Origin of the sequence: Natronomonas moolapensis 8.8.11, assembly GCF_000591055.1 — an archaeon.
GTDB lineage: Archaea > Halobacteriota > Halobacteria > Halobacteriales > Haloarculaceae > Natronomonas > Natronomonas moolapensis.
In genome coordinates this window covers 1260037-1279433 of record NC_020388.1, presented here as the reverse complement: position 1 = coordinate 1279433, position 19397 = coordinate 1260037, and the positions used below count along the sequence as shown (strand labels likewise).

Here is a 19397-nt window from a genome sequence, read left to right as displayed (position 1 = left end):
TCGAGCGTCGCGTCGGACGTCTCACGACGCTGTCGGCAGCACCGCGTCGGACGCCTCACCACGCCGCCGGGGCGAAGTCGGGATCGACCTGTCGGCGTTCGGCGTCGATGCCGTCGATGCGTCCGACCTCCTCGTCGGTCAACTCGAGCTCCAGCGACGCCCAGTTGTCGCGGATGTGATCCGCGCCGGTCGCCTTCGGAATCGGCGTGACGTCCTTCGCGCGGAGCCACGCGAGGCTGACCTGCGCCTCGCTGACCCCGCGGTCGTCGGCGATGTCCGAGAGGACGTCCACGTCGAAGACGTCGCCGCGGGCCAGCGGCGAGTACGCGACCAACTCGACGCCGGCGTCCGCACAGAACGCCCGGAGCTCGCGCTGTGGGAGAAGCGGGTGCATCTCGACTTGGTTGGCGAAAATCGGCGCGTCGACGACCGACTGGGCGGTCTCGACGTGGCTCGGCTCGAAGTTCGAGACGCCAATGCGGTCGATCGCACCCGACTCCCGCAGTTGCTCGAAGGCCGACAGCGTCGCCTCGGGTTCGTACTCGCCCGCCGGCCAGTGGACGTACAGCAGGTCGACGTACTCCGTGCCGAGTTTTTCGAGGCTCTCCTCGGTGGATTCGAGCACGTCGTCGTGGGCGAGGCTGTCGATCCAGACTTTCGTCGCGAGGAAGACGTCCTCGCGGTCGATGTCAGCGGCGGCGATGCCGCGGCCGACCGCCGCCTCGTTGCCGTAGATCTGGGCCGTATCGACGTGTCTGTACCCGGCTTCTAGAGCGGTTCGGACGGATTCGGCACAGGTGTCGGGGGCCTCGTTTTGCCACGTTCCGAGTCCGAGTCCCGGCATTCCGGTCCGGTCCGGAACGAGCGCTTGCTGTGTCATCGCCTCGGGGTTGCGGCCTCGACGCGAAAACGGTTGTGGATGACCGGTAAAACCACGACCCCGGACGCTCGATGATCGCGGGGCCGGATTGAAAGGAGGTCTCCGTCGCGACGGGAGCCGCCGCCGCGTGGCGTATCGACACGTCGCTCTCGCAGCTCCCGAACGGCGTGCTCGCCGATCGGGTCGGCGAACGGTGCGGTCGGCTACGGCGTCCTCGTCGCCGGTTCCGGGGTGGCCGCCGCCGCGACGATCCCGCTCGCCGGCGTGGCGATGTCGTGGGGCGCGCCGGTGCAAGCGCGGTTCGTCGACAGCCTCAGCTCCGGCGAGCACGTGTCGCGGTTCGGGCTCGTCCGCACCGTCTCCAGGTCGCTGGGCGCGCTCGGCAGCGTCGTCGTCGGGACACTATTGGACGTGACGGGGTGGGCTGTCGGCTTCGGTGCGCTCGTTGCGCTGTTGGGAGCCGAGTGCCTGCTCACGGCGGCGCTGGCTGTTCGCGGGCGGCAGGAGCGCGCACGCTCGAAAAAAGGGTAGACTACGAAATACATACTGGGGTCCCAGAGGAATTAAATCACTCGTACGCGGTAATATAAAAAGCCCGGTGGGTACCCGTTTTAAAACAACCGCAACTGATGGGTTATTTACGTGGGACCGCATAAAGCCGAGCATATGCCCCCCGAATCGTACGACATCGTCGTCGTGGGCGGTGGAACGTCGGGATGTTTCGCCGCGGCGACGGCGGCCCGAGAGGGCCTCGACGTGGCCCTCCTCGAGCGGAAGACCGAGGAGGACGGCGGCCGGATCGCCTGCGGCGATGCAATAAAAGGAACCAGCACGTTCCCCGACGTCATCGATCTCGAGTATCTACGCGAGGAGTCGTTCACAAACCGAGAGATCACGCTCGCCCGCTTCGAGAACCCCAAGACCGACACGAACCTCGATATCGGGTTCCGCGGCGGTAAGGGCGCGATCGTCGACCGCAAGCGCTACGGCGAGGTCCTTTTAGAGGAGGCCGACCGCGCCGGTGCCGAGATCCACTACGAGACGGTCGTCCAGGACGTCGTCCAAAACGGCGCGGTGACGGGCGTCACCGCGACGAAGCGCGGTTCAGTCGTCGAGTACGAGGCCGACGTGGTCCTCGACGCGGCGGGATCGCTGTCGCTGTTGCAGGACCGGACCGACTTCGAGGGGACGACCTTCGATACGAACGTCAACTATCAGCAGTTCTGCTCGGCCTACCGGGAGGTCATCGAACTCGACGAGCCCGTCGAGTGGGACAACGCCATCGTGTTCAAACCGACCGCCGAACTCGGCTACCTGTGGTACTTCCCGCGGACGTCGACGGAAATCAACGTCGGGTTGGGTTTCCAGATGAACAAGGAGCCGATGAAACTGGTCGAACACCTCAAACGCGACGTCCGGAACCGCGAGGAGTTCGAGGGCGCGACGGTGAAAGACAAACTCGGGGCGGCGCTGCCGACCCGGCGGCCCTACGACTCGGCGATCGCACCCGGCTACATGGCCGTCGGCGACGCTGCCGCCCACGTCAACCCCTGTACCGGCGGCGGGATCCCGGGCGCGGCGAAGGCCGGCACGTGGGCCGCCGAGGCCGCGATGGACGCCATCGCAGACGGCCGCGCCGACGACGAGGACGCCCTCTGGGAGTACAACCGCCGCGTCCAGACGGACTTCGGCAAGCGCTTCGCCGCGATGGACCTGTACAACATCTGGGGCGGTACCTACGACGTCGACGAACTCGTCGACATCGTGAGTGCAATGCCGGGCCAACAGCTCGCCGACGCGCTCGCCTTGGAGGGAACCACTTCGATGGGGTGGCCGCTGAAGATCAAGACCGCGGTCAAGACGTTCGGCCACTGGTCGACGCTGTTCGAGTTGAAGAAACTCAACGACCTCGCGACCGAGCTCAAATCGGTGTACGACGACTACCCGGCGACGAGCGGCGGGCTCGACTTGTGGCGCTCGCGCCGCGACGCCGTCATGGACGAGGTCTACGAACTCACGGGCGCGGAGCCGAAATACTGAGCCGACAGCCGGCGGAGGCCCCGTCAGGCCGGATTCCGCTCGCCGCCGTCCGCGTGCCTCCGGACCCAGGCCGCGAGATCGTCGCCACTTATAAATCCCTCCGAGCGGCGGGCGACCGGGTCGCCGTCGACGAAACAGACGAAAAGCGGGACGCTCCGGACGTCGAAGCGCTCGACGAGTGGCTGGTCGTCCCGGGGGTTTATATACCCGACGGGGGCGTCGAGCTCCCGGGCGAGGTTCCCGAGTACCGGTTCCATACTCCGACAGATGCCACATCCCTCGGTGTAGAACTCGACTAACGCGGCGTCGGATCCGGAAACGAACGCTTCGAGCGCCCGTCCGTCGGCGAGTTCGACCGGCCACTCGTGTTCGGTTCGCTCGGCCGAGTTGCTATCGCTCACGACGCCCGACATAACGGGTCCGGCGTATATAAACAGCTCTCCCGGCCGCGCGGTCACGCGATCGATGCTGCCCAGACGGCCGGCAACCGGGTGAAGACCGCGGCGTTCCGCGCGAGCGCCTCGACCGTGATATACTCGTCGACGGCGTGGACGGTGTCGGTGCCGAACGCGAAATCGACGGTCGGGATTCCCGCGTTGCGGAACGCCTTGGCGTCGCCGCCGCCGGTCGCGCTCCGGCGACGGACCGGGGCGTCGACGACGCGCCCGGCGGTCGCCGTGGTCGCCTCGACGAGCGGGCTCTCGACGGGCTCGTGCGTCCCGACCGACCAGCTCGCGTCGGCGACCGTGACCCCCGGGCAGTCGGCGAGACACCCGCGGACGTCCGCGAGGATCTCGCTCGTCTCGACGCCCGCAGTCAGGCGGACGTCGAGTCGGGCGCTCGCGGCGCTCGGCACCGTGTTGACGCTGTCGCCGCCCTCGATCGTTCCGAGGTTGACGGTCGGGTGCTCGAACAGCTCCCGGGCCGCCGTCTCGCCCATCGACGGCTCGTAGTGGGCGATCGACTCCTCGAGGATCGGCCCGAACCCCGCCGGCAGCTCGAGTTCGCGGGCGGGGAGTCGGGTCCTGATGGCGGTGATGGCGGCCCAGAGCCGGTCGATCGCGTTCTCGCCGAGGGCGGGGCGGGAGCCGTGGGCCGCCGTCCCCTCGGCTTCGAGAGTCAACCAGATGCTCCCGCGGTCCGCGACGGTGACCGAGTGGCGGCCGTTCGAACAGGTCGTCTCGCCGATGACGCACGCGTCGGCGTCGACGACGCCCCGGTCGAGGAGGGTTCCGACGCCGGCCGAGCCGCCGGTCTCCTCGTCGCTCACGACCGCGATGGCCAGATCGACCGGCGGCTCGGTTTTGGCACCGACGAATGTCTCCATCGCGTGTATCATCGCCGCCAGGGGACCCTTCATGTCGGTCGCGCCGCGCCCGTAGAGGCGCTCTCCGGCGCGCTCGCCGAGGGGATCGAAGCACCACTCGTCGCCGTCGAACGGCACCGTGTCGACGTGGCCGTTGTACAGAAGCGTCCGGTCGGCTCTCCCGGGCAGCGTCGCGAGCACGTTCGGCTTCGCCGGATCGGTCGCAACGAGTTCGGTCTCGAGGCCGAGATCCGAGAGGAGGCCCTCGAGCCACTCGAGGAGGACGCGCGTCTCCCCCGGAGGGTTCCGCGTGTCGAACGAGAGAAGCTCGGTCGCGAGATCGAGGACGCGCTCGGTCGACGGCGCCGGGATCGACTCCTCGTCCGGTCTCGTTTCCGCCTCGTCATCGGCCGGCGGCCTCGCGTCGTCTGACATATTCGGACCTCCGGGCGCGTTCGTCTTCAATCACATAGTCGAACAGTGACGATACTACCGGTTGGGTTGTTCTGATCGAACTCAAGTTCACCGCCCAGTTGAGTGACAGCCCAGTTCACAAACCAGAGTCCGATTCCGCGGCCATGGTTGAGTTGGGTCTCGCGTCCATCGGCCACGGCTTCTTGCTCCAACTCCGGGATGCCGGGACCGTTGTCAGCGACGACGAGTTCGGTGTGCCCATCCGAATCCTCTCGAACGGTAATCTGGACACGGGGGGCGTCGGTGTCAGAGTGCTTCAGTGCATTTTCCACCAGCTCATAGAGGATCCGTCGAACAACAGGCTGGTGGGATACGATCTGGATATCGGCTGCCTCAACCGTAATCTCTCCACTCGGGTCGTCAGATCGAAACCCGTCGGCTACAGTCATTGCGAGAGCCGCAAGATCGAATTCCTCCGGCGAGGTCGTAACAGTGTTCATCACCTCCTCAGCCTCACGGGCCTTTGCGCTTAGCCGAAGCGTTTTTTGGAGTGTGCTCGTGATCGTTGAGCGGATATCGTCGTCTGAGATGTGATTCGAATTGGCTAAGACGACGTCAAGATCATTTCGGACGTTATGTCTGAGAATTCGATTGAGAACCTCGATCCGCTGGCGTCGCATTTCACGGTCAGTCACATCAATGAGGGTGATGGTAATGCCCAGTCGCTGACCGCTGCCGCCAGTTATACTAGACACGCGGGGGTCAAACGTCTGAGTCCCGCTTGTAGTCGAATGTTCGAGTGTATTACACGCACGCACTGACGAGACTGATTGCTCAAAAACGGTTTCGAAGGATTCACCGACGATATCCGAGCCAAACAGGGCTGTTGCCGCCGCGTTCGCGTTGATGATGTTTTCATCGGTATTGATTATCAAGACCGCCTCGTCCATCTCGGTCACCACCGAGCGAAGGCCCAGACGACTTGTCCCCGGCCTGCGAGTAAGCACATCGTATCGGGTGACAGCTATCCACAGTGATCCGGTAGCAACCGCCAATACGGTGGTGTTAGCTATTGTTCGCGTGTTGGGGTCAGCACCAAGTCCCTGCGCTGCCATCATTAGCACAACGAGTGGAAGCACCAGTGCCAGACTCTGTCGCATGGGGACTTCGGCGTCTCGGTACGTGGAGAGTAATACGATCCCGACGATTGCAAATGCCCCGCCAAGCAGGCCTACTACCCCGATACCCAACAGGATGGTCAATGGCGTCGATCCCGGAATGGTGTCTGTGACACCCAGCATGAATACAGCGACGAACAGATAGAGTACAGTGCTGACAACACCGATTCGACGATTCGTCAGGAGGTGATCTCGTCCGGTGTACCTGAGGCAAAATACAGCCCATGGAACCAGTACTGCCGCCAAGATTACCAGAGTCAACAGCGCGTAAGCGTCTGGCGGTATGATGCCTTTATACACAGGAAAGGAGACAACAAGCACCCCAAACAGTACCGTTGTGATGATAAACGGGACAGCTAAATCAGCATGTTGCTCGCGCAGCTGGGGCCACCGAACTACTCGTAGCCACACAGGGAGCGCACATGCTACCAGCCCAACCAGAACGGTTAGACCAGTCGCAAATGTGCTGGGAGAGCTCTGGAGGATCACTATTAGCGTGAATATCAACGCTTCGTATTAATTCGGATGATAGAGATGCAAGCGCATACCTCCGGTGTGCCGCCGGTTCCCTCCGAGTGCGGGTTGGAACCAAAGGGCGACAACCGCCCGAATCCGATTGTCGGATTCCTCCGCGTTTACGCGGAGCAGGAGGTCAATTTGGCTTGCGTCTCCGGCGTCGGTGTCGCCTCAGCGTTCCAGGAGACGGCCGATGCGGACGTTCAGTCGCTCGTCCGATCGCCTGTTTTCGATCGCGCACCGTTTTCGGCCTCTCCGATCCCCGCCAGCGCCGCCTCGAGGTGCGCCGCTTCGATCTCGATCTCGTCGGCACGCTCCGTGGCTGCCTCGGGACCGAGTTCGTCAGCCACCTCCCGGATCGCCCGCATCGACGCCGCCCGGACCACGGATTCGAGTTCCGCCCCGGAGAGACCCTCGGTCCGATCGGCGACGGCATCGAGGTCGACGTCCTCGCCGAGCGGCTTGCCGGCGGCGTGGACCGACAGGATCTCGCGTCTGGCCGCCCGGTCGGGGATCGGCACCTCGACGTGGGATTCGAATCGGCCGGGGCGGAGCAACGCGGGGTCGATCGCGTCGATGCGGTTCGTCGCCGCGAGGACGACGACGTTCGGGGCCGCCGCCAGCCCGTCGAGTTCGGCGAGCAGCTGGGAGACGACGCGTTCGGTGGCCTCGCTCGCGTCCCCGCGGACCCCGGCCAGCGCGTCGATCTCGTCGAAGAAGACGATCGATGGGGCGGCCTGACGGGCACGGTCGAACACCTCCCGGACGGCCTTCTCCGATTCGCCGACGTACTTGTCGAGCAGTTCCGGCCCGGCGACGGAGACGAAGTTCACCTCGCTCTCGCCGGCGAGCGCCCGGGCGAGGAGGGTCTTGCCGGTCCCGGGCGGCCCGTACAGGAGGACCCCGGAAGGCGGATCGGTGTTCGTCGCCTCGAAGAGCGCACCGTAGGCGAGGGGCCACTCGACGGCCTCGGTGAGCACCCGCTTTGCCGCCTCGAGGCCGCCGACGTCGTCGAAAGTCGCCTCGGGCGTCTCGGCGACGTACTCGCGCATCGTCGAGGGGTCGACGGCGGTGAGGGCGGTCTCGACGTCGGCCTGGGTGACCACGAGGTCCTCGCGGCCCTCGCGGCCCCGAAGCGCGCGCATGGCGGCCTCCGTGACGAGGGCGTGGACGTCCGCGCCGACGAAGCCGTGGGTTCTGGCGGCGAGCGCGTCGAGGTCGACGTCGTCGGCGAGCGGCATCCCGCGGGTGTGGACGTCGAGGATCTCCCGGCGGCCCGACTCGTCGGGCGCGCCGATTTCGATCTCCCGGTCGAAGCGCCCGCCGCGCCGCAGGGCGGGATCGATCGCGTCGACGCGGTTCGTCGCGCCGACGACGATGACCTGTCCGCGGTCCTCGAGGCCGTCCATGAGCGTCAGAAGCTGCGCGACGACCCGGTTTTCCATGTCGGCGTCCTCGTCTCTCGTGCCGGCGATGGAGTCGATCTCGTCGACGAAGACGACCGACGGCTGGTTCTCGATCGCCCGTTCGAACGTCTCCCGGAGCCGTTCTTCGCTTTCGCCTTTGTACTTCGAGACGATTTCGGGGCCGTCGATCACCTCGAAGTGGGCGTCGACCTCGTTGGCGACCGCCTTCGCGATGAGCGTCTTGCCGGTCCCGGGCGGCCCGTACAGGAGGACCCCGGAGGGCGGATCGATGCCGAGTTTCCGGAAGAGCTCCGGCTCCGAGAGGGGCAACTCGATCATCTCTCTGACCTGTTCGAGTTCCTCGTCCAGCCCACCGATGTCCTCATAAGTCGCCTCGGCGGCTGGTTCCGGCACGGTTTGATCCCGATCGGCGGTCGATCCGGACGCCGCTCCGTCCGACCGGTCGTCGCCGGTTCCGGGGCGTTCCCGCACCCGAACGGTCGTGTTTCCGGTGACTCGGACGGTCCCGTCCGGGGCCGTCTCTACGACCATCGCACGGACGCCCGGCCGTTCGAGCCGTACCGTCTCGCCGGAGTGAAGCGGTCGATCCCGGAGGTCCCCCGCAATCGATTCGAGTACGTCGTCGTCGGCACGCACGGGGATCTCGACGACGACCCGGTCCGCCTCGGCGATCGATACCGGTCCCACGGTGACGGTCTCGCCGACGTTGACGCCCGCGTTGGCACGGGTCTCGGCATCGATGCGGACGATCCCGTCGCTCCCGCCCGCGGGCCAGGCTTTCGCCACCGTCCGGCGTTCGCCCTCTATCACCACCGTGTCGCCACTCAACACGCCGAGGGCGCGCCGCGCGGACTCCGGCAGGCGGGCGACGCCGCGTCCCGCGTCCCGTTTTTCCGCACCCTTCACCGTCAGCGTGACCTGCCGGGTCATACCTCCATTCGAGCCGCGCGCCGTTTTACCGTTCCGACCGCGGGTGGCCTACGCGGTGGGGGCGTTCGGGAACTGACCACCCGACGCCGGGGCAACCGTTATACCGTCCGATGTTCCACGTCGATGTATGGTCGCGACCACAGAGCGAGACGGGAACACGTGGTACGAGTGCGAAAAGTGCGGTCTGTTGTTCGACAGCCGCGAGGACGCGGCCCAACACGAGGAGAACTGCGACGCCGAGGAGCCGAGTTATATCCAGTAAGCCACACACGGAACGCTACCGCGACTCCATCCGCTCGCGGTGTTCTGCGACCAGTCGTTCGGCCTCGGCGCGGTTCTGTGTCGGCCGCCAGCGGACCCGCGCCGCGTCACCGTAGGCGAGGGCCTCCTTCAGTTCGCTCCGCAACGGCCCGTGCTCGACCGACAGAACGGTTCCGTCCGTGCCCCCGAGTTCGTAGACGCCATAGCGGTCCGGCACCGCTCCGATCGTCGACCGTTCGAGCGGTTCCCAGCCCTTCTCGAGCGGCATCAGGCGTCGCTCCCGTCCTCGGTGTCGCAGTCGCTTTTTTTCCCTGCGTCGGCGACGAGTTCGTAGGCGGCTTCGCCAGTCTCGTCCTCGGCGAAGACGAACACCCGACCGCGGGCGACGTCCGGATCGGCCGAAATCTCGACCCGGTAGCCGTGGTTTTCCGCGTCGACCCCGGGGAACAGCGACGCCGTCTCGTCGCGTTCGAGGACGATCCGGCCCACGCCCGTCGACTCGAGGATCCCGTCCGCGGTGGTCCGGTCGTTGACATACATCATGACGCCTTCGGTCCCGTCGGGCGAAGTGACGAGGACGTGGACGTCGCGGCCGGGCGGGCAGACAACGCTTCCCTCGCGCTTCCGCGGGATGCCGTGATAGAAGACCGATCGGCCGTCGACGTACTCCACCTCGACGCCCTCGGGGTCGAGACCGACGTGGAGCGTCTCGGGCGCGATGTCGCTTCGCTCTGTCATCGCAATGGGGTTCGGACGGCACCGGCAAAAGGGGGGCGGTTCGGGTGCCGCCGGCCGAGGGATCGAAACGACGGTGCGGTCGTCGATACCGGGCGGTCGTGGCGAGTCAGCCGTCACGAGCGGCGAGCACCGTCTCGCCGGCCCGGACGCGCTGGCCCTCGATCACGCGGACGTCGCCGGGGTCGTACTCCGGGGGAAAGAGTACGTCGGCCCGCGATCCGAAGGAGATGTGGCCGATCCGGTCCCCGCGGGCAAGCGTCTCGCCCCCCTCGACGTAGGGATGAATCCGGCGGGCGACCGCGCCCGCGACGAGCGTCACCTCGTACCCGGAGAGGTCGATTCGGACGCGCTCGTTGCGTTCTGAGTCCTTGCTGAACGCGGGGAGGTGTCTCCCGGGCGTGTGTTCGACCGTCTCGACGGTCCCGCCGACGGGCGCGCGGTTGACGTGGACGTCGGTGACGTTCATGAACACCGCGACGCGGACGCGGTCGCCCTCCCGGCGGACGACAGACACCCGGCCGTCCGCGGGGGCGACGACTCCCGACGGCGGCGGCGAGCGCCGGGGGTCGCGGTGGAACCAAAGCGCCACGCCGGCGGCGAGCAGACAACCGACGGCCAGCGGTGGACTCACGAACGCGAGCGCGACGGCGGCGAGAAGCGGGGGCCGGGCGAGTCGCCACGCGCCGGGTGCGACCGACGGGAGCGCAACGACCTCCGGGATCGATGAGAGCACGGTCTGTCCCACCGGGGGAAGCGACAAGGCCGTTACGGTCGGACGGGAGCGCTCACGAACGCGGTACCGGATTCGGTCGCCGAACGATCCACGGCACGCGAGGGGCGACCGGAGCGCAACACCTTTTCGCCGCGGCATCCACCCCTCAGCTAATGACTGACGGCGCCGACGGTCGGGAGCGCGCCGGCGCCCCCGACGACCGGGTCTACTACGTCATCAGCGACCTCCACATCGGCGGGGACGAGCAACTCGAGGAGGCCGAGTCCCTCCCCGAGTTGCTCGGCTTTCTCGACCGGCTGGCGACCACCGACGAGGACGCCGAGTTGGTGATCAACGGCGACGCCTTCGGCCTCTGGGAGTTCACGACGGCCGAGGGCATCGAGAAGTTCGAGCTCCTCGAGGAAACGTATCCGGAGCTCTTTGCAGCGCTTCGCGAAACGGGCGAAAACGTACCGGTCACGCTGTTGCCGGGGAACCACGACCACGAACTCGCCGCCTACGACGAGTACGTCGAGCGTTTCGCGGCGTACAACGTCGACCTCGTTCCCGAGCAATCGATCACCCGACGAGTCGGCGACCGGACGATCCACTTCGAGCACGGCCACCAGCGCGATCCCAACAACCGTATCGCCGAGTGGGGCAACCCCCACGCGACGCCGCTGGGCTACTATTATAACACGCTCGTTACCAGCCGGGCTGGCCAGCTGTCCGATCGCGGTCGGTACAACTGGCTGAAGGACGTCCAGGCGGTCACCCCCACCGAGCGAATGCCGGTGTGGATCCTCTCGAAGTACTTTTATCGCGAGATGAACCCGCTGTTGCGGTATTCGCTGGTCCCGTTTCTGTTGTTGTTCAACGTGAGCGCCCTGCTCGCGGTCGGGGCGGGACTGGATCTCGCGGGCGTGTGGTCGATGCCGGTCGAGCGCACGGCGGCTTTCCTCGATCAGTTCGGGCGGGCGGGAACGGCGGCGTGGTTCCTCCTCGTTCTCAACGTCGCCGTCGCGGGGCTCCTGTTGCTCGTCGCGATCCCGCTGTACTTCATTAGACGCGACGTCCGGAAGACGGTCGACCGCTTCGGCGTGTTCGAGACCGAACTCACCGTCGACGCGGAGGAACCCTACGTCGAGGCCGCCAGGGACGTCTTCGAGGAGCGCCCCGAAACGGCGATCTTCTGTTACGGCCACACCCACCGTCCGATGACGCGGGCCGTCGAGGGCGGACTGCTCGTCAACACCGGGACGTGGCTCAAGCGCCTCCACCGTCGGGACGGCGTCATCGGCGTCCTGCCGCCGGTGTTCTATCCGTCGTATCAGTTGCCGGCCGTCCGCATCGCCGCCGAGGACGGCGGGGTCGCGGTCGAGTACGAGCAGATCTCGAAGCCGAGTCCCTCGACCGAGGAACTCACGCGCACCGAGCGCTTTTTGACCGTGGGCCGAGAGCCCGTGGTGACGCTGCCGGACCGGCAGTTCATCGAGGGGCGATCCGACGGTGGGCGACGGGTGAACGACGAAACGGCCACGCTCGGGCGAGCCACGACCGACGAGTGATCCGGCGGGTGGGGTCTTGACGGCGACGGCACTCGTCGGCCCCCGATCGCGACTGCCGTGCACAAAAACATTCAACCATGTAGTTGTCGTAGCACCGATATGACTTCCCGCGTGCTGGTGCCGATAGACGACTCGGAGATGGCCGAACGCGCGCTCCGATATGCCCTCGAGATCCACCCGGACGCGGACGTCACCGTCCTCCACGTCGTCGGAGGGCCGTCCTCGATGATGGGCGACGCGACCACCCTCGCGCTCGCCGACGATCCCCAGGTAGCGGCTCGCGAGCACGCCTCGGAGACGCTAGAGCGCGCCCACGACATCGCGGCCGAAGCGGATCGCGACGTCTCGACCGCGGTGGCGGTCGGGCCACCGGCCCGGACGATCGTGGAGTCGGCCTCGGAGTTCGACGCGGTCGTCCTGGGAAGCCACAGCGGGGGCCTCGCCGACCGACTGCTCGTCGGCGACGTCGCACGGACGGTCGTCCGCCGGTCGCCGGTCCCCGTCACTGTCGTCCGGTAGCCGTAGTCGTAGCCGTCCTCGCATACGCCACACCGCGTACGGGGCCCGAACGGGACGACGCCCCGCGCTCGTCTCCGGGGCTAAAACGACGACTCACGGGCGTTTCGACCGTCGGACCCGAACGCTATTGGCCCGGGTTGGCTGACTCTCTGACGTCCGTGGGCGGGATTGTACTCACCGGGCTTTTCGCGTGGGCTGCGAGGTAGAGTGGTCCCCGTAGCGCCCCGCAGTTCGCCGCGGTGCGCGCGGGCGACGAGTCCGGTATCGCCTACGTATTGGCGTCGTCCGTCCCGTCCTCGCCGTCGATGGTCTCTTTGACCGTCTGCTCGACTTTCTCTTCGACCTTCTCGTCGACCGTTTCGCCCACCGTTTGCTCGACTTTCTCCTCGACGGTTTCGTCGACGGTCTCCTCGACAGTGTCACCGACCGTCTCCTCGACGGTTTCTTCGACTTTCTCCTCGACGGTTTCGCCGACGGTCTCCTCGACAGTCTCTTCGACCGTGTCACCGACCGTCTCCTCGACGGTCTTTTCGACGGTTTCTTCGACTTTCTCCTCGACGGTTTCGCCGACAGTCTCCTCGACCGTGTCACCGACCGTCTCCTCGACGGTATCGCTGACCGTTTTCTCGACTTCCTTGCTGACTGTGTCGCCGACCGTCTTTTCGACTTCCTTGCTAACCGTATCGCCGACCGTCTTTTCGACTTCCTTGCTGACCGTATCGCCGACCGTCTTTTCGACCTCCTTGCTGACCGTATCGCCGACCGTCTTTTCGACCTCCTTGCTGACCGTGTCGCCGACCGTCTTCTCGACCTCCTTGCTGACCGTGTCACCGACCGTCTTCTCGACGGTATCGCCGACCGTCTTTTCGACCTCCTTGCCGACGGTCTCTTCGACGCGTTCGGCGACCTCTCTCGTCATCCACTCGGGGTCGAAACGCGACATCTTCCAGACGATGTGAATCACGTAGGAGACGATCACACCGATCCCGAACGCGATGCCGATGCCCGTTCCGACGACGGCGATCAGCGTGATCGCTGCGAGAATCGCGACGCCGTATGCGAGATCAACGATGAAATCGACCCGTCTCGGGTTCATCGGCAGTCACTCCCGCCGGCAGTCTTCCTCGAGAACATACCCGAATGTCGCCCCCGGAACGGGAAAAGCCATCCATCCGGATCGGCGGTCTCGGGTCCGCCGTGACGGCTCCGGCGCCGCCTCGGAGGCAGTCGATATGGGGCCGTTTAAGAATGTCCGGCGCGTTCGACGACTGTGTTCGAATTCCTCTTACTCGGCGTCGGCGTTGCCGTCTCGCTGTTCGTCGGTTTCAACATCGGCGGGGCGACGACTGGCCCTGCTTTCGGGCCGGCGGTGGGGGCGGACGCGATCTCGAAGACGGGGGCAGCCGCGCTGATGGCCGTTTTTTTCCTGATCGGCGGGTGGACGATCGGCCGGCAGGTCGTCGACACGCTGGGGAACGAACTCGTCACCGACCCCGGCGTGTTCACGATCGAATCGAGCATCGTCGTACTCTTTTTTATTGGCGGGGCGCTGTTTGTCGGGAACTACTACGGCGTACCTGCATCGACTTCCATGACCGCGGTCGGCGCTATCGCCGGTCTGGGCGTCGCGACGGGTGCGCTCGATTGGGTCGTGATGGGCGAGATCGCCGTCTGGTGGATCGTCGCCCCAATCGTCGGCTTCTGGGTGTCGGGGATGATCGGTCGGTATTTTTATACCCGGATCAACGAGTGGGTGGCGATCACCTCGACGCCGGGGCCGCTGGTCGAGATCGATCGGACCGGCGTCCTCCCCCGCCCCGTGACGGGGCCGAACACCACCCGACGCGAGCTCGCCGGGGCCGTCGTCGTCGTCTCGATCGGCTGTCTGATGGCTTTCTCGTCGGGGACCTCGAACATCGCGAACGCGATCGCGCCGCTGGTCGGGGCCGGCGTCGACATCGACTCGATGATCCTGCTCGGGTGTGGGGCCGTCGCCGTCGGCGCGTTCACGATCGCCCGCCGGACGCTCGATACGCTCGGCAACGACATCACCGAGTTGCCGCTGACAGCGGCCATCGTGGTCGCGGTCATCTCTTCGACGATCGTGGTCGGCCTCTCGGCCATTGGCATTCCGGCGTCGTTCGTCATTATCGCGACGACGTCGATCGTCGGGCTGGGATGGGGGCGGGCGACGCGGACGTCGACGCTCCCCGAGGTCGTCCGCGGCGAGGAGGAGACAAACGTCTCCGTCGGCGCGCTGACGGCCGAACGCCCCGGCGAGGAGGCCCCCGAGATCGGCGAGGAGGACCCCGACGAAATCCCGAGCGCGGGTGATCTATTCGATCCCGCGACGACCGGCCGGGTCATCGTCATGCAGAACGTCGTTCCGATCCTCTCGACAGTCGGGGCATACGCCGCCTTCACCGTCCTGTTTCGGTTCGTGTGGTAAGGGACTTTCCGAACCGCGTGGAAAACACCAAGTGCGTGATGGCCCTCAAGTGAAACGAGAATGGAGATCTCAGACCGTCTCGAATGTCTGTTTGCGGCCGATATCGAGGAAACGAACGGCTCCTACGTCATCGACGTCCCGGAGCGAGAACTGGAATTAGGGGGATTGGCCACCGAAAGGACCTATCGTGTGGCGATTCTTCCCGCGGCGGTGACCGACGCCGCGTCCCCGGAGGACACCCCGAATGCCGACGAGGAACCGGCGTCTCCGCCGGAATCCGAGCCAACCCCCGCCGAGCACGGGACTCAGAGTCCGCCGGTCGAGGAGGGCGACCGGCGGCGCGTCGAAATCGAGGACATCGGCGAACAGGGCGATGGGATCACCCGCGTCGAACGTGGGTTCGTCGTCATCGTTCCGGACACCGATCGGGGCGAGCGCGTCGTCGTCGAGATCACGGACGTCGCCGAGACCGTCGCGTTCGCGGAAGTCGTCGAACGGATCAGCTACTACGAGTGACCGCCTCACCGCTTCGAACGCAGTGAGGTGGCCGCTCCGTTCCGATGGATCCCGCGTGTCGCACAGCGGGGTCCATCGCCGTCGCCGGCGAACCGTCTCCCACACCCTGTGGCGGGCCGGGAGCGTATATTCTGCTAGCGCACCAGTACATTTCGGTCGGCTACCGGCCGAATACGCGATCGTAACGTTGTGTAAAACTCCCGAAGTTAGTGCGGGACGAAGACGGTTCGCGAAGGGTGCGAGACGCCGGCTGTCGGCTCTCCCGGCATCGCCGTCGGCCGTCCCGGGCGTGCCGGATTCGCTCGGTTCTGTGCGGCCGACCCGGAAGCGGCCCGGGGACGTCTCCCGGCCGATTCGATCACTATACCAGACGGCATATGCGTGCCGATCGGCTTACCCCGGGTATGTCGCTTCGAGTCGCCGTCGCGGTCGGGTGCTGTCTGCTCGTCCTCGTCGGGGCCGGCTCGTTCGCCGTCTCGCCGGACGCTTCGGACCCCGGGGCGGCGGAGTTCGACCGGACCGTCGCGATGGGATTGACCCTAGAGGAGCAGCGCCTGCTCGGCTCGGGCCGGTTCGCACCGCGCGCGCAGGTCGCGTACTCGCAGTACCCCTACGTCGTCGGCTACCGCGGCGTCGGCACGACCGCCTCCGCAGTCGACGATCCCCTCGTGAGACAGCAGTTCGGCTATCCCCGGGCCGTCCACGTCGAAGCCGCGCCCCCCGACGTCTCCCTCGACGAGTCCGGCTACCCGCTCGGTGAGTACTCCGGGCAGTGGATCGACGCCGACGACGCCTACTTCGTGGTCGACAGCGCCGCGAGAACCCCGTCGGGACCGGCGACGCTGGCGTTCGACGCCCGGGCGGACGCGGTCGACTTCGCTGAATCTCACGGCGGCTCGGTCGTCACCTGGGCCGCCCACGGGCAGTTCGAGACCCCTCGAGCGGACGGCTCGAACGCCCGCGATCGGGTCGAGACACAGCACACCGAGGCGAACGCGACGGTCGCGTCGACGCGGGAACTGCTCGACCGCCCCGTCAGCGTCGTCGTGGGCGAAGATGCCCCGACGCTCCGAGCCGCCCTCGACGACGCGGGAGCGAACGCGACGGTTCAACTTCCACCCGGCACGTACGAGGGACCGATCGAGGTCGACGACCCCGTGACCATCAGCGGCGAAGACGCGACGATCGTCGGCGACGGGAACGGCAGCGTCGTCACCGTCACTGCGGACGACGTCGCCCTCGTCGGCGTCTCGATCGAGGGGGTTGGCGACTCGCTGGAGCCCGAGAGAACGGTCGCCGCCGACCGCGCCGACTGGGACCGTGCGACCGAGGAGGCCTACGGGTACGCCGACGCGGCCGTCACTGCGGACGGTGTCGACCGACTGCTCGTCGCCCGGGTGGGTATCGAAACGCCCGCCTCGGGGGTCGTTCTCCGGGACGCCGACCGGGCGGTCGTCGACGGCATCCGGGTCAACGGCACCGACCGGTGGGAAGACGGGTTTATGAGCGTCACCGCGATCCGTTCGCCTGCGGTCGTCCAAGGATCGACGTTCGACGGCGGCCGCGACGGCGTCTACACCCACCGATCTTCGGGGATCACGGTTCGAAACAACGAGTTTATCGGGGGGCGGTTCGGCACGCACTTTATGTACACCTCGGAGGCGCTGTTCGCCGGCAACTGCGCGACCGGACAGGCCCTCTCGGGGGTCGTCGTCATGACGAGTCCGTCCGGGATCGCCATCGCAGACAACGTCATCACCGACTCCAGGCGGGGGATTCTGACGAGCGGTTCCGACCTCTACGTCGGTGCCAACACTGTCGTCGGGACCCGACAGGGCGTCTCGACGAGCGCACGAAACTCCCTGTACGCCGACAACGCCGTCGTCGGGAACGAGGTGGGGTTCCGCGCTTCCTCGGTCTTCCCGACGAGCGTCGTCACCCGCAACGACGTCGTCGGCAACGAGCGCCACGTCAGGGCGACGACCGGGCCGCTCCGCGTCTGGAGCCACAACGGCGAGGGCAACTACTGGGCGGGTGCCGAAGGCCTCGATAGGCGCTACAGCCCGACCGACCCGGTCGACGGTCGGCTCCACCGAACCGGAGCCGCCCGGACGCTCGCCGACGCGCCGATCGTTCGGGGACTCCGGGCGCTTCGGGGCTCCACGCCGGGGATGCGCGGGGAGAGCGTCGTCGACGCCAGCCCGCGCTCGACGCCGTCGAACCCGACTCGCCTCGAGAACGCACGACGGCTCGCAGACGGCCGCACAACGGTCTCGGAGGTGTGCGGCGCGTGAGCGACGATCCCGTGCTTCGCGTCGACGGGGTTTCGAAGTCCTTCGGATCGGTCGAGGTGCTCTCGGACGTGTCGGCGTCGATTCCCTCCGGGTCGGTCGTGGCCGTCATCGGCCCGAACGGCTCCGGGAAGACGACCCTGTTGCGAACGCTCGTCGGTGACCTCCGGCCGACGAGCGGCGTCGTCTCCTATGTGGGACCCGACACCGACCGTCCGATCGGTTATTTACCACAGGAGCCGACGTTCCGCCCCGGGTTCACCGCCGCCGAGACGCTGGCGTTCTACTCGTCGTTGCTCGACGGTCGCGATCCGGAGCCGTTGCTCGAGCGGGTCGGGCTGGCGGCGGCGGCCGACCGGAACGTCGAGGCTCTCTCGGGCGGGATGCGGCAACTGCTCGGCATCGCGCAGGCGACCGTCGGGGACCCGCCGTTGATCGTCCTCGACGAACCCGCGAGTGGTCTCGATCCGAACATGAGCGAGAGCGTCTTCGGGACCGCCGCGGAGATGGCCGGATCGGGAACGACCGTACTCGTCAGCTCCCACGACCTCGCGCTCGTCGAGGCGACGGCGGACACCGTCGTCGTGTTGGACCGCGGGTCGGTGGCTGCCATCGGTTCCCTGGTGGATCTGCGCGAGCGCTTCGAGACCGATTCGCTCAGGGGCGTGTTGAACGCCGTCGTCGGCGACACGGACGCGGTCGCGGTCGTCGGGGGGAACCGATGAGGCGCGGTCAGATATTCTGGGCCGTGGCGTGGCGGGAGGTCTCGACGGTCGTTCGGACCCGGAGCTATCTGCTCTTGGCGATCGGACTCCTCGCCGTGTTCGCCGGGACGCTCCGCGCCGGCGGTGGCCTCGAGGGCGGCTACGTCCCGACTGCGGTCGATCTCCTCTTGCCGCTCGAGTTGCTCGTTCCGCTCGTCGCCGTCGCGCTCGGCTACCGGGCCTTCGGCGGCGACAACGACGACCGGTCGGTGCTTCTGAGTTACCCCGTCTCGAAACGCTCGCTCGTCGCGGGCGTCTTCGTCGGCCGGCTCGTCGGCCTCGCGGGCATCATCGGTGCCCCACTCGCTGTCGTTGGCGTCGTCGTCTCGTGGATCGGCGGTCACGAGTCGCGGGTGTTCGCGACCCACGGCGGCGTCGACTCGCCGGTGCTTTTCATCCGGTTTCTCGCGTTGACGATCTGCTTCGGGGCCGTCGTATTGGCGATGGCGATGGCGGCATCGGTGCTCGTCCGGGCGGGACGGGCGGCGCTCGCGGCCGCGCTTGCGGTCCTCGTCGTGGTCGTCGCAGGCGGGGATCTGTTGACGCTCGCCGGACTCTCGGCCGACGTGATCGGCGACGACTTCCTCGGGACAGCGCTCGCGGCGAGCCCGAACGCGGCCTACCGGGGGCTCGTCCTCGAAACTGTCGTCGGCATGGCGACCGACCGGGGGGCTGCGATTGACGTCTCCGCTGCGGTCGCCGGCCTCGCCGCCTGGCTGCTCGCGAGCCTCGGCTCGATCGTCGTCAGTATCGACCGCCGCCCGCTCGCGGGGCTCCGGGCCGGTGTCGGCGAACTCTCCGCGCGGGTGGCCGACGCGCTGGATCGCTGAGGCTGCCCCAGTGTTCCGGCCCAGTGCTCCAGCCCGTCCCGACGTACGCGTCGGCGTG

Annotated in this window: 19 protein-coding genes; 10 read left to right on the top strand and 9 right to left on the bottom strand. The window is 66.9% G+C overall.

What is annotated here, in order from left to right:
- Positions 1 to 55: 55 nt before the first annotated feature.
- A complete protein-coding gene (locus NMLP_RS06375; protein WP_049926708.1) occupies positions 56 to 844 on the bottom strand; it encodes an aldo/keto reductase in 789 nt (262 codons plus the stop codon).
- Positions 845 to 1111: 267 nt separating this feature from the next.
- Between NMLP_RS06375 and NMLP_RS06370 the strand changes: the two genes are divergently transcribed.
- Together NMLP_RS06370 and NMLP_RS06365 are read left to right on the top strand one after the other, a co-directional pair.
- Complete coding sequence (locus tag NMLP_RS06370; RefSeq protein WP_049926231.1) at positions 1112 to 1411, top strand: hypothetical protein; 300 nt, start codon at positions 1112 to 1114, stop codon at positions 1409 to 1411.
- 135 nt (positions 1412 to 1546) lie between these two features.
- Positions 1547 to 2920 (top strand): geranylgeranyl reductase family protein, encoded by a 1374-nt coding sequence (locus tag NMLP_RS06365; protein ID WP_015409301.1) that lies wholly within the window; start codon positions 1547 to 1549, stop codon positions 2918 to 2920.
- 23 nt (positions 2921 to 2943) lie between these two features.
- On the opposite strand, the gene NMLP_RS06360 is transcribed toward NMLP_RS06365, so the two are convergent.
- The 4 genes from NMLP_RS06360 to NMLP_RS06345 all read right to left on the bottom strand — a co-directional run bounded on the left by NMLP_RS06360 (position 2944) and on the right by NMLP_RS06345 (position 8691).
- Entirely contained in the window at positions 2944 to 3333 is a 390-nt protein-coding gene (locus tag NMLP_RS06360) for a thioredoxin family protein (RefSeq protein WP_015409300.1), read from the bottom strand.
- A gap of 41 nt (positions 3334 to 3374) precedes the next feature.
- Positions 3375 to 4661 carry a M20 family metallopeptidase gene (locus NMLP_RS06355; RefSeq protein WP_015409299.1) on the bottom strand — a complete coding sequence of 429 codons (1287 nt, stop codon included), beginning with the start codon at positions 4659 to 4661 and terminating at the stop codon, positions 3375 to 3377.
- A 26-nt stretch (positions 4662 to 4687) separates the two neighbouring features.
- Complete coding sequence (locus tag NMLP_RS06350) at positions 4688 to 6307, bottom strand: sensor histidine kinase (RefSeq protein WP_015409298.1); 1620 nt, start codon at positions 6305 to 6307, stop codon at positions 4688 to 4690.
- 230 nt (positions 6308 to 6537) lie between these two features.
- Positions 6538 to 8691, bottom strand: a complete 2154-nt coding sequence (locus tag NMLP_RS06345; RefSeq protein WP_015409297.1) for an AAA family ATPase — start codon at positions 8689 to 8691, stop codon at positions 6538 to 6540.
- 127 nt (positions 8692 to 8818) lie between these two features.
- Between NMLP_RS06345 and NMLP_RS15995 the strand changes: the two genes are divergently transcribed.
- Positions 8819 to 8953 (top strand): DUF7128 family protein, encoded by a 135-nt coding sequence (locus NMLP_RS15995; protein ID WP_015409296.1) that lies wholly within the window; start codon positions 8819 to 8821, stop codon positions 8951 to 8953.
- A gap of 15 nt (positions 8954 to 8968) precedes the next feature.
- On the opposite strand, the gene NMLP_RS06335 is transcribed toward NMLP_RS15995, so the two are convergent.
- The 3 genes from NMLP_RS06335 to NMLP_RS06325 all read right to left on the bottom strand — a co-directional run bounded on the left by NMLP_RS06335 (position 8969) and on the right by NMLP_RS06325 (position 10423).
- Positions 8969 to 9220, bottom strand: a complete 252-nt coding sequence (locus NMLP_RS06335; protein ID WP_015409295.1) for a DUF7508 domain-containing protein — start codon at positions 9218 to 9220, stop codon at positions 8969 to 8971.
- Positions 9220 to 9690, bottom strand: coding sequence for a DUF5796 family protein (locus NMLP_RS06330; RefSeq protein ID WP_015409294.1), 471 nt, complete (start codon positions 9688 to 9690; stop codon positions 9220 to 9222). Before NMLP_RS06330 ends, NMLP_RS06335 begins: the two co-directional genes overlap by 1 nt.
- Positions 9691 to 9796: 106 nt before the next feature.
- Positions 9797 to 10423 (bottom strand): protein sorting system archaetidylserine decarboxylase, encoded by a 627-nt coding sequence (locus tag NMLP_RS06325; protein ID WP_015409293.1) that lies wholly within the window; start codon positions 10421 to 10423, stop codon positions 9797 to 9799.
- Between the two features lie 152 nt (positions 10424 to 10575).
- On the opposite strand from NMLP_RS06325, the gene NMLP_RS06320 reads away from it, so the two are divergent.
- Positions 10576 to 11970 (top strand): metallophosphoesterase, encoded by a 1395-nt coding sequence (locus NMLP_RS06320; protein WP_015409292.1) that lies wholly within the window; start codon positions 10576 to 10578, stop codon positions 11968 to 11970.
- A gap of 99 nt (positions 11971 to 12069) precedes the next feature.
- A complete protein-coding gene (locus tag NMLP_RS06315; RefSeq protein WP_015409291.1) occupies positions 12070 to 12489 on the top strand; it encodes a universal stress protein in 420 nt (139 codons plus the stop codon).
- 268 nt (positions 12490 to 12757) lie between these two features.
- Here NMLP_RS06315 and NMLP_RS06310 read toward each other — a convergent pair whose 3' ends face one another.
- Positions 12758 to 13585: a hypothetical protein gene (locus tag NMLP_RS06310; RefSeq protein WP_015409290.1), complete on the bottom strand. Its 828-nt coding sequence runs from the start codon at positions 13583 to 13585 to the stop codon at positions 12758 to 12760.
- A 174-nt stretch (positions 13586 to 13759) separates the two neighbouring features.
- Here NMLP_RS06310 and NMLP_RS06305 point away from each other — a divergent pair, with 174 nt between their 5' ends.
- The 5 genes from NMLP_RS06305 (at position 13760) to NMLP_RS06285 (ending at position 19339) form a co-directional block, all read left to right on the top strand.
- A complete protein-coding gene (locus tag NMLP_RS06305) occupies positions 13760 to 14938 on the top strand; it encodes an inorganic phosphate transporter (protein ID WP_015409289.1) in 1179 nt (392 codons plus the stop codon).
- Positions 14939 to 14998: 60 nt separating this feature from the next.
- Entirely contained in the window at positions 14999 to 15454 is a 456-nt protein-coding gene (locus NMLP_RS06300) for a TRAM domain-containing protein (RefSeq protein WP_015409288.1), read from the top strand.
- A 404-nt stretch (positions 15455 to 15858) separates the two neighbouring features.
- A complete protein-coding gene (locus tag NMLP_RS06295) occupies positions 15859 to 17748 on the top strand; it encodes a NosD domain-containing protein (protein WP_015409287.1) in 1890 nt (629 codons plus the stop codon).
- Entirely contained in the window at positions 17745 to 18470 is a 726-nt protein-coding gene (locus tag NMLP_RS06290) for an ABC transporter ATP-binding protein (protein WP_015409286.1), read from the top strand. The genes NMLP_RS06295 and NMLP_RS06290 overlap by 4 nt, the downstream gene beginning before the upstream one ends.
- A complete protein-coding gene (locus NMLP_RS06285) occupies positions 18467 to 19339 on the top strand; it encodes an ABC transporter permease subunit (RefSeq protein WP_015409285.1) in 873 nt (290 codons plus the stop codon). The genes NMLP_RS06290 and NMLP_RS06285 overlap by 4 nt, the downstream gene beginning before the upstream one ends.
- Positions 19340 to 19397 lie beyond the last annotated feature (58 nt).

Coding starts and splice junctions, on each gene's coding strand:
- NMLP_RS06330 (WP_015409294.1), bottom strand. CDS start 9,690: ATGACAGAGCGAAGCGACATCGCGCCCGAGACGCTCCACGTCGGTCTC.
- NMLP_RS06345 (WP_015409297.1), bottom strand. CDS start 8,691: ATGACCCGGCAGGTCACGCTGACGGTGAAGGGTGCGGAAAAACGGGAC.
- NMLP_RS06360 (WP_015409300.1), bottom strand. CDS start 3,333: ATGTCGGGCGTCGTGAGCGATAGCAACTCGGCCGAGCGAACCGAACAC.
- NMLP_RS06375 (WP_049926708.1), bottom strand. CDS start 844: ATGCCGGGACTCGGACTCGGAACGTGGCAAAACGAGGCCCCCGACACC.
- NMLP_RS06295 (WP_015409287.1), top strand. CDS start 15,859: ATGTCGCTTCGAGTCGCCGTCGCGGTCGGGTGCTGTCTGCTCGTCCTC.
- NMLP_RS06365 (WP_015409301.1), top strand. CDS start 1,547: ATGCCCCCCGAATCGTACGACATCGTCGTCGTGGGCGGTGGAACGTCG.
- NMLP_RS15995 (WP_015409296.1), top strand. CDS start 8,819: ATGGTCGCGACCACAGAGCGAGACGGGAACACGTGGTACGAGTGCGAA.
- NMLP_RS06310 (WP_015409290.1), bottom strand. CDS start 13,585: ATGAACCCGAGACGGGTCGATTTCATCGTTGATCTCGCATACGGCGTC.
- NMLP_RS06355 (WP_015409299.1), bottom strand. CDS start 4,661: ATGTCAGACGACGCGAGGCCGCCGGCCGATGACGAGGCGGAAACGAGA.
- NMLP_RS06285 (WP_015409285.1), top strand. CDS start 18,467: ATGAGGCGCGGTCAGATATTCTGGGCCGTGGCGTGGCGGGAGGTCTCG.
- NMLP_RS06315 (WP_015409291.1), top strand. CDS start 12,070: ATGACTTCCCGCGTGCTGGTGCCGATAGACGACTCGGAGATGGCCGAA.
- NMLP_RS06320 (WP_015409292.1), top strand. CDS start 10,576: ATGACTGACGGCGCCGACGGTCGGGAGCGCGCCGGCGCCCCCGACGAC.
- NMLP_RS06335 (WP_015409295.1), bottom strand. CDS start 9,220: ATGCCGCTCGAGAAGGGCTGGGAACCGCTCGAACGGTCGACGATCGGA.
- NMLP_RS06300 (WP_015409288.1), top strand. CDS start 14,999: ATGGAGATCTCAGACCGTCTCGAATGTCTGTTTGCGGCCGATATCGAG.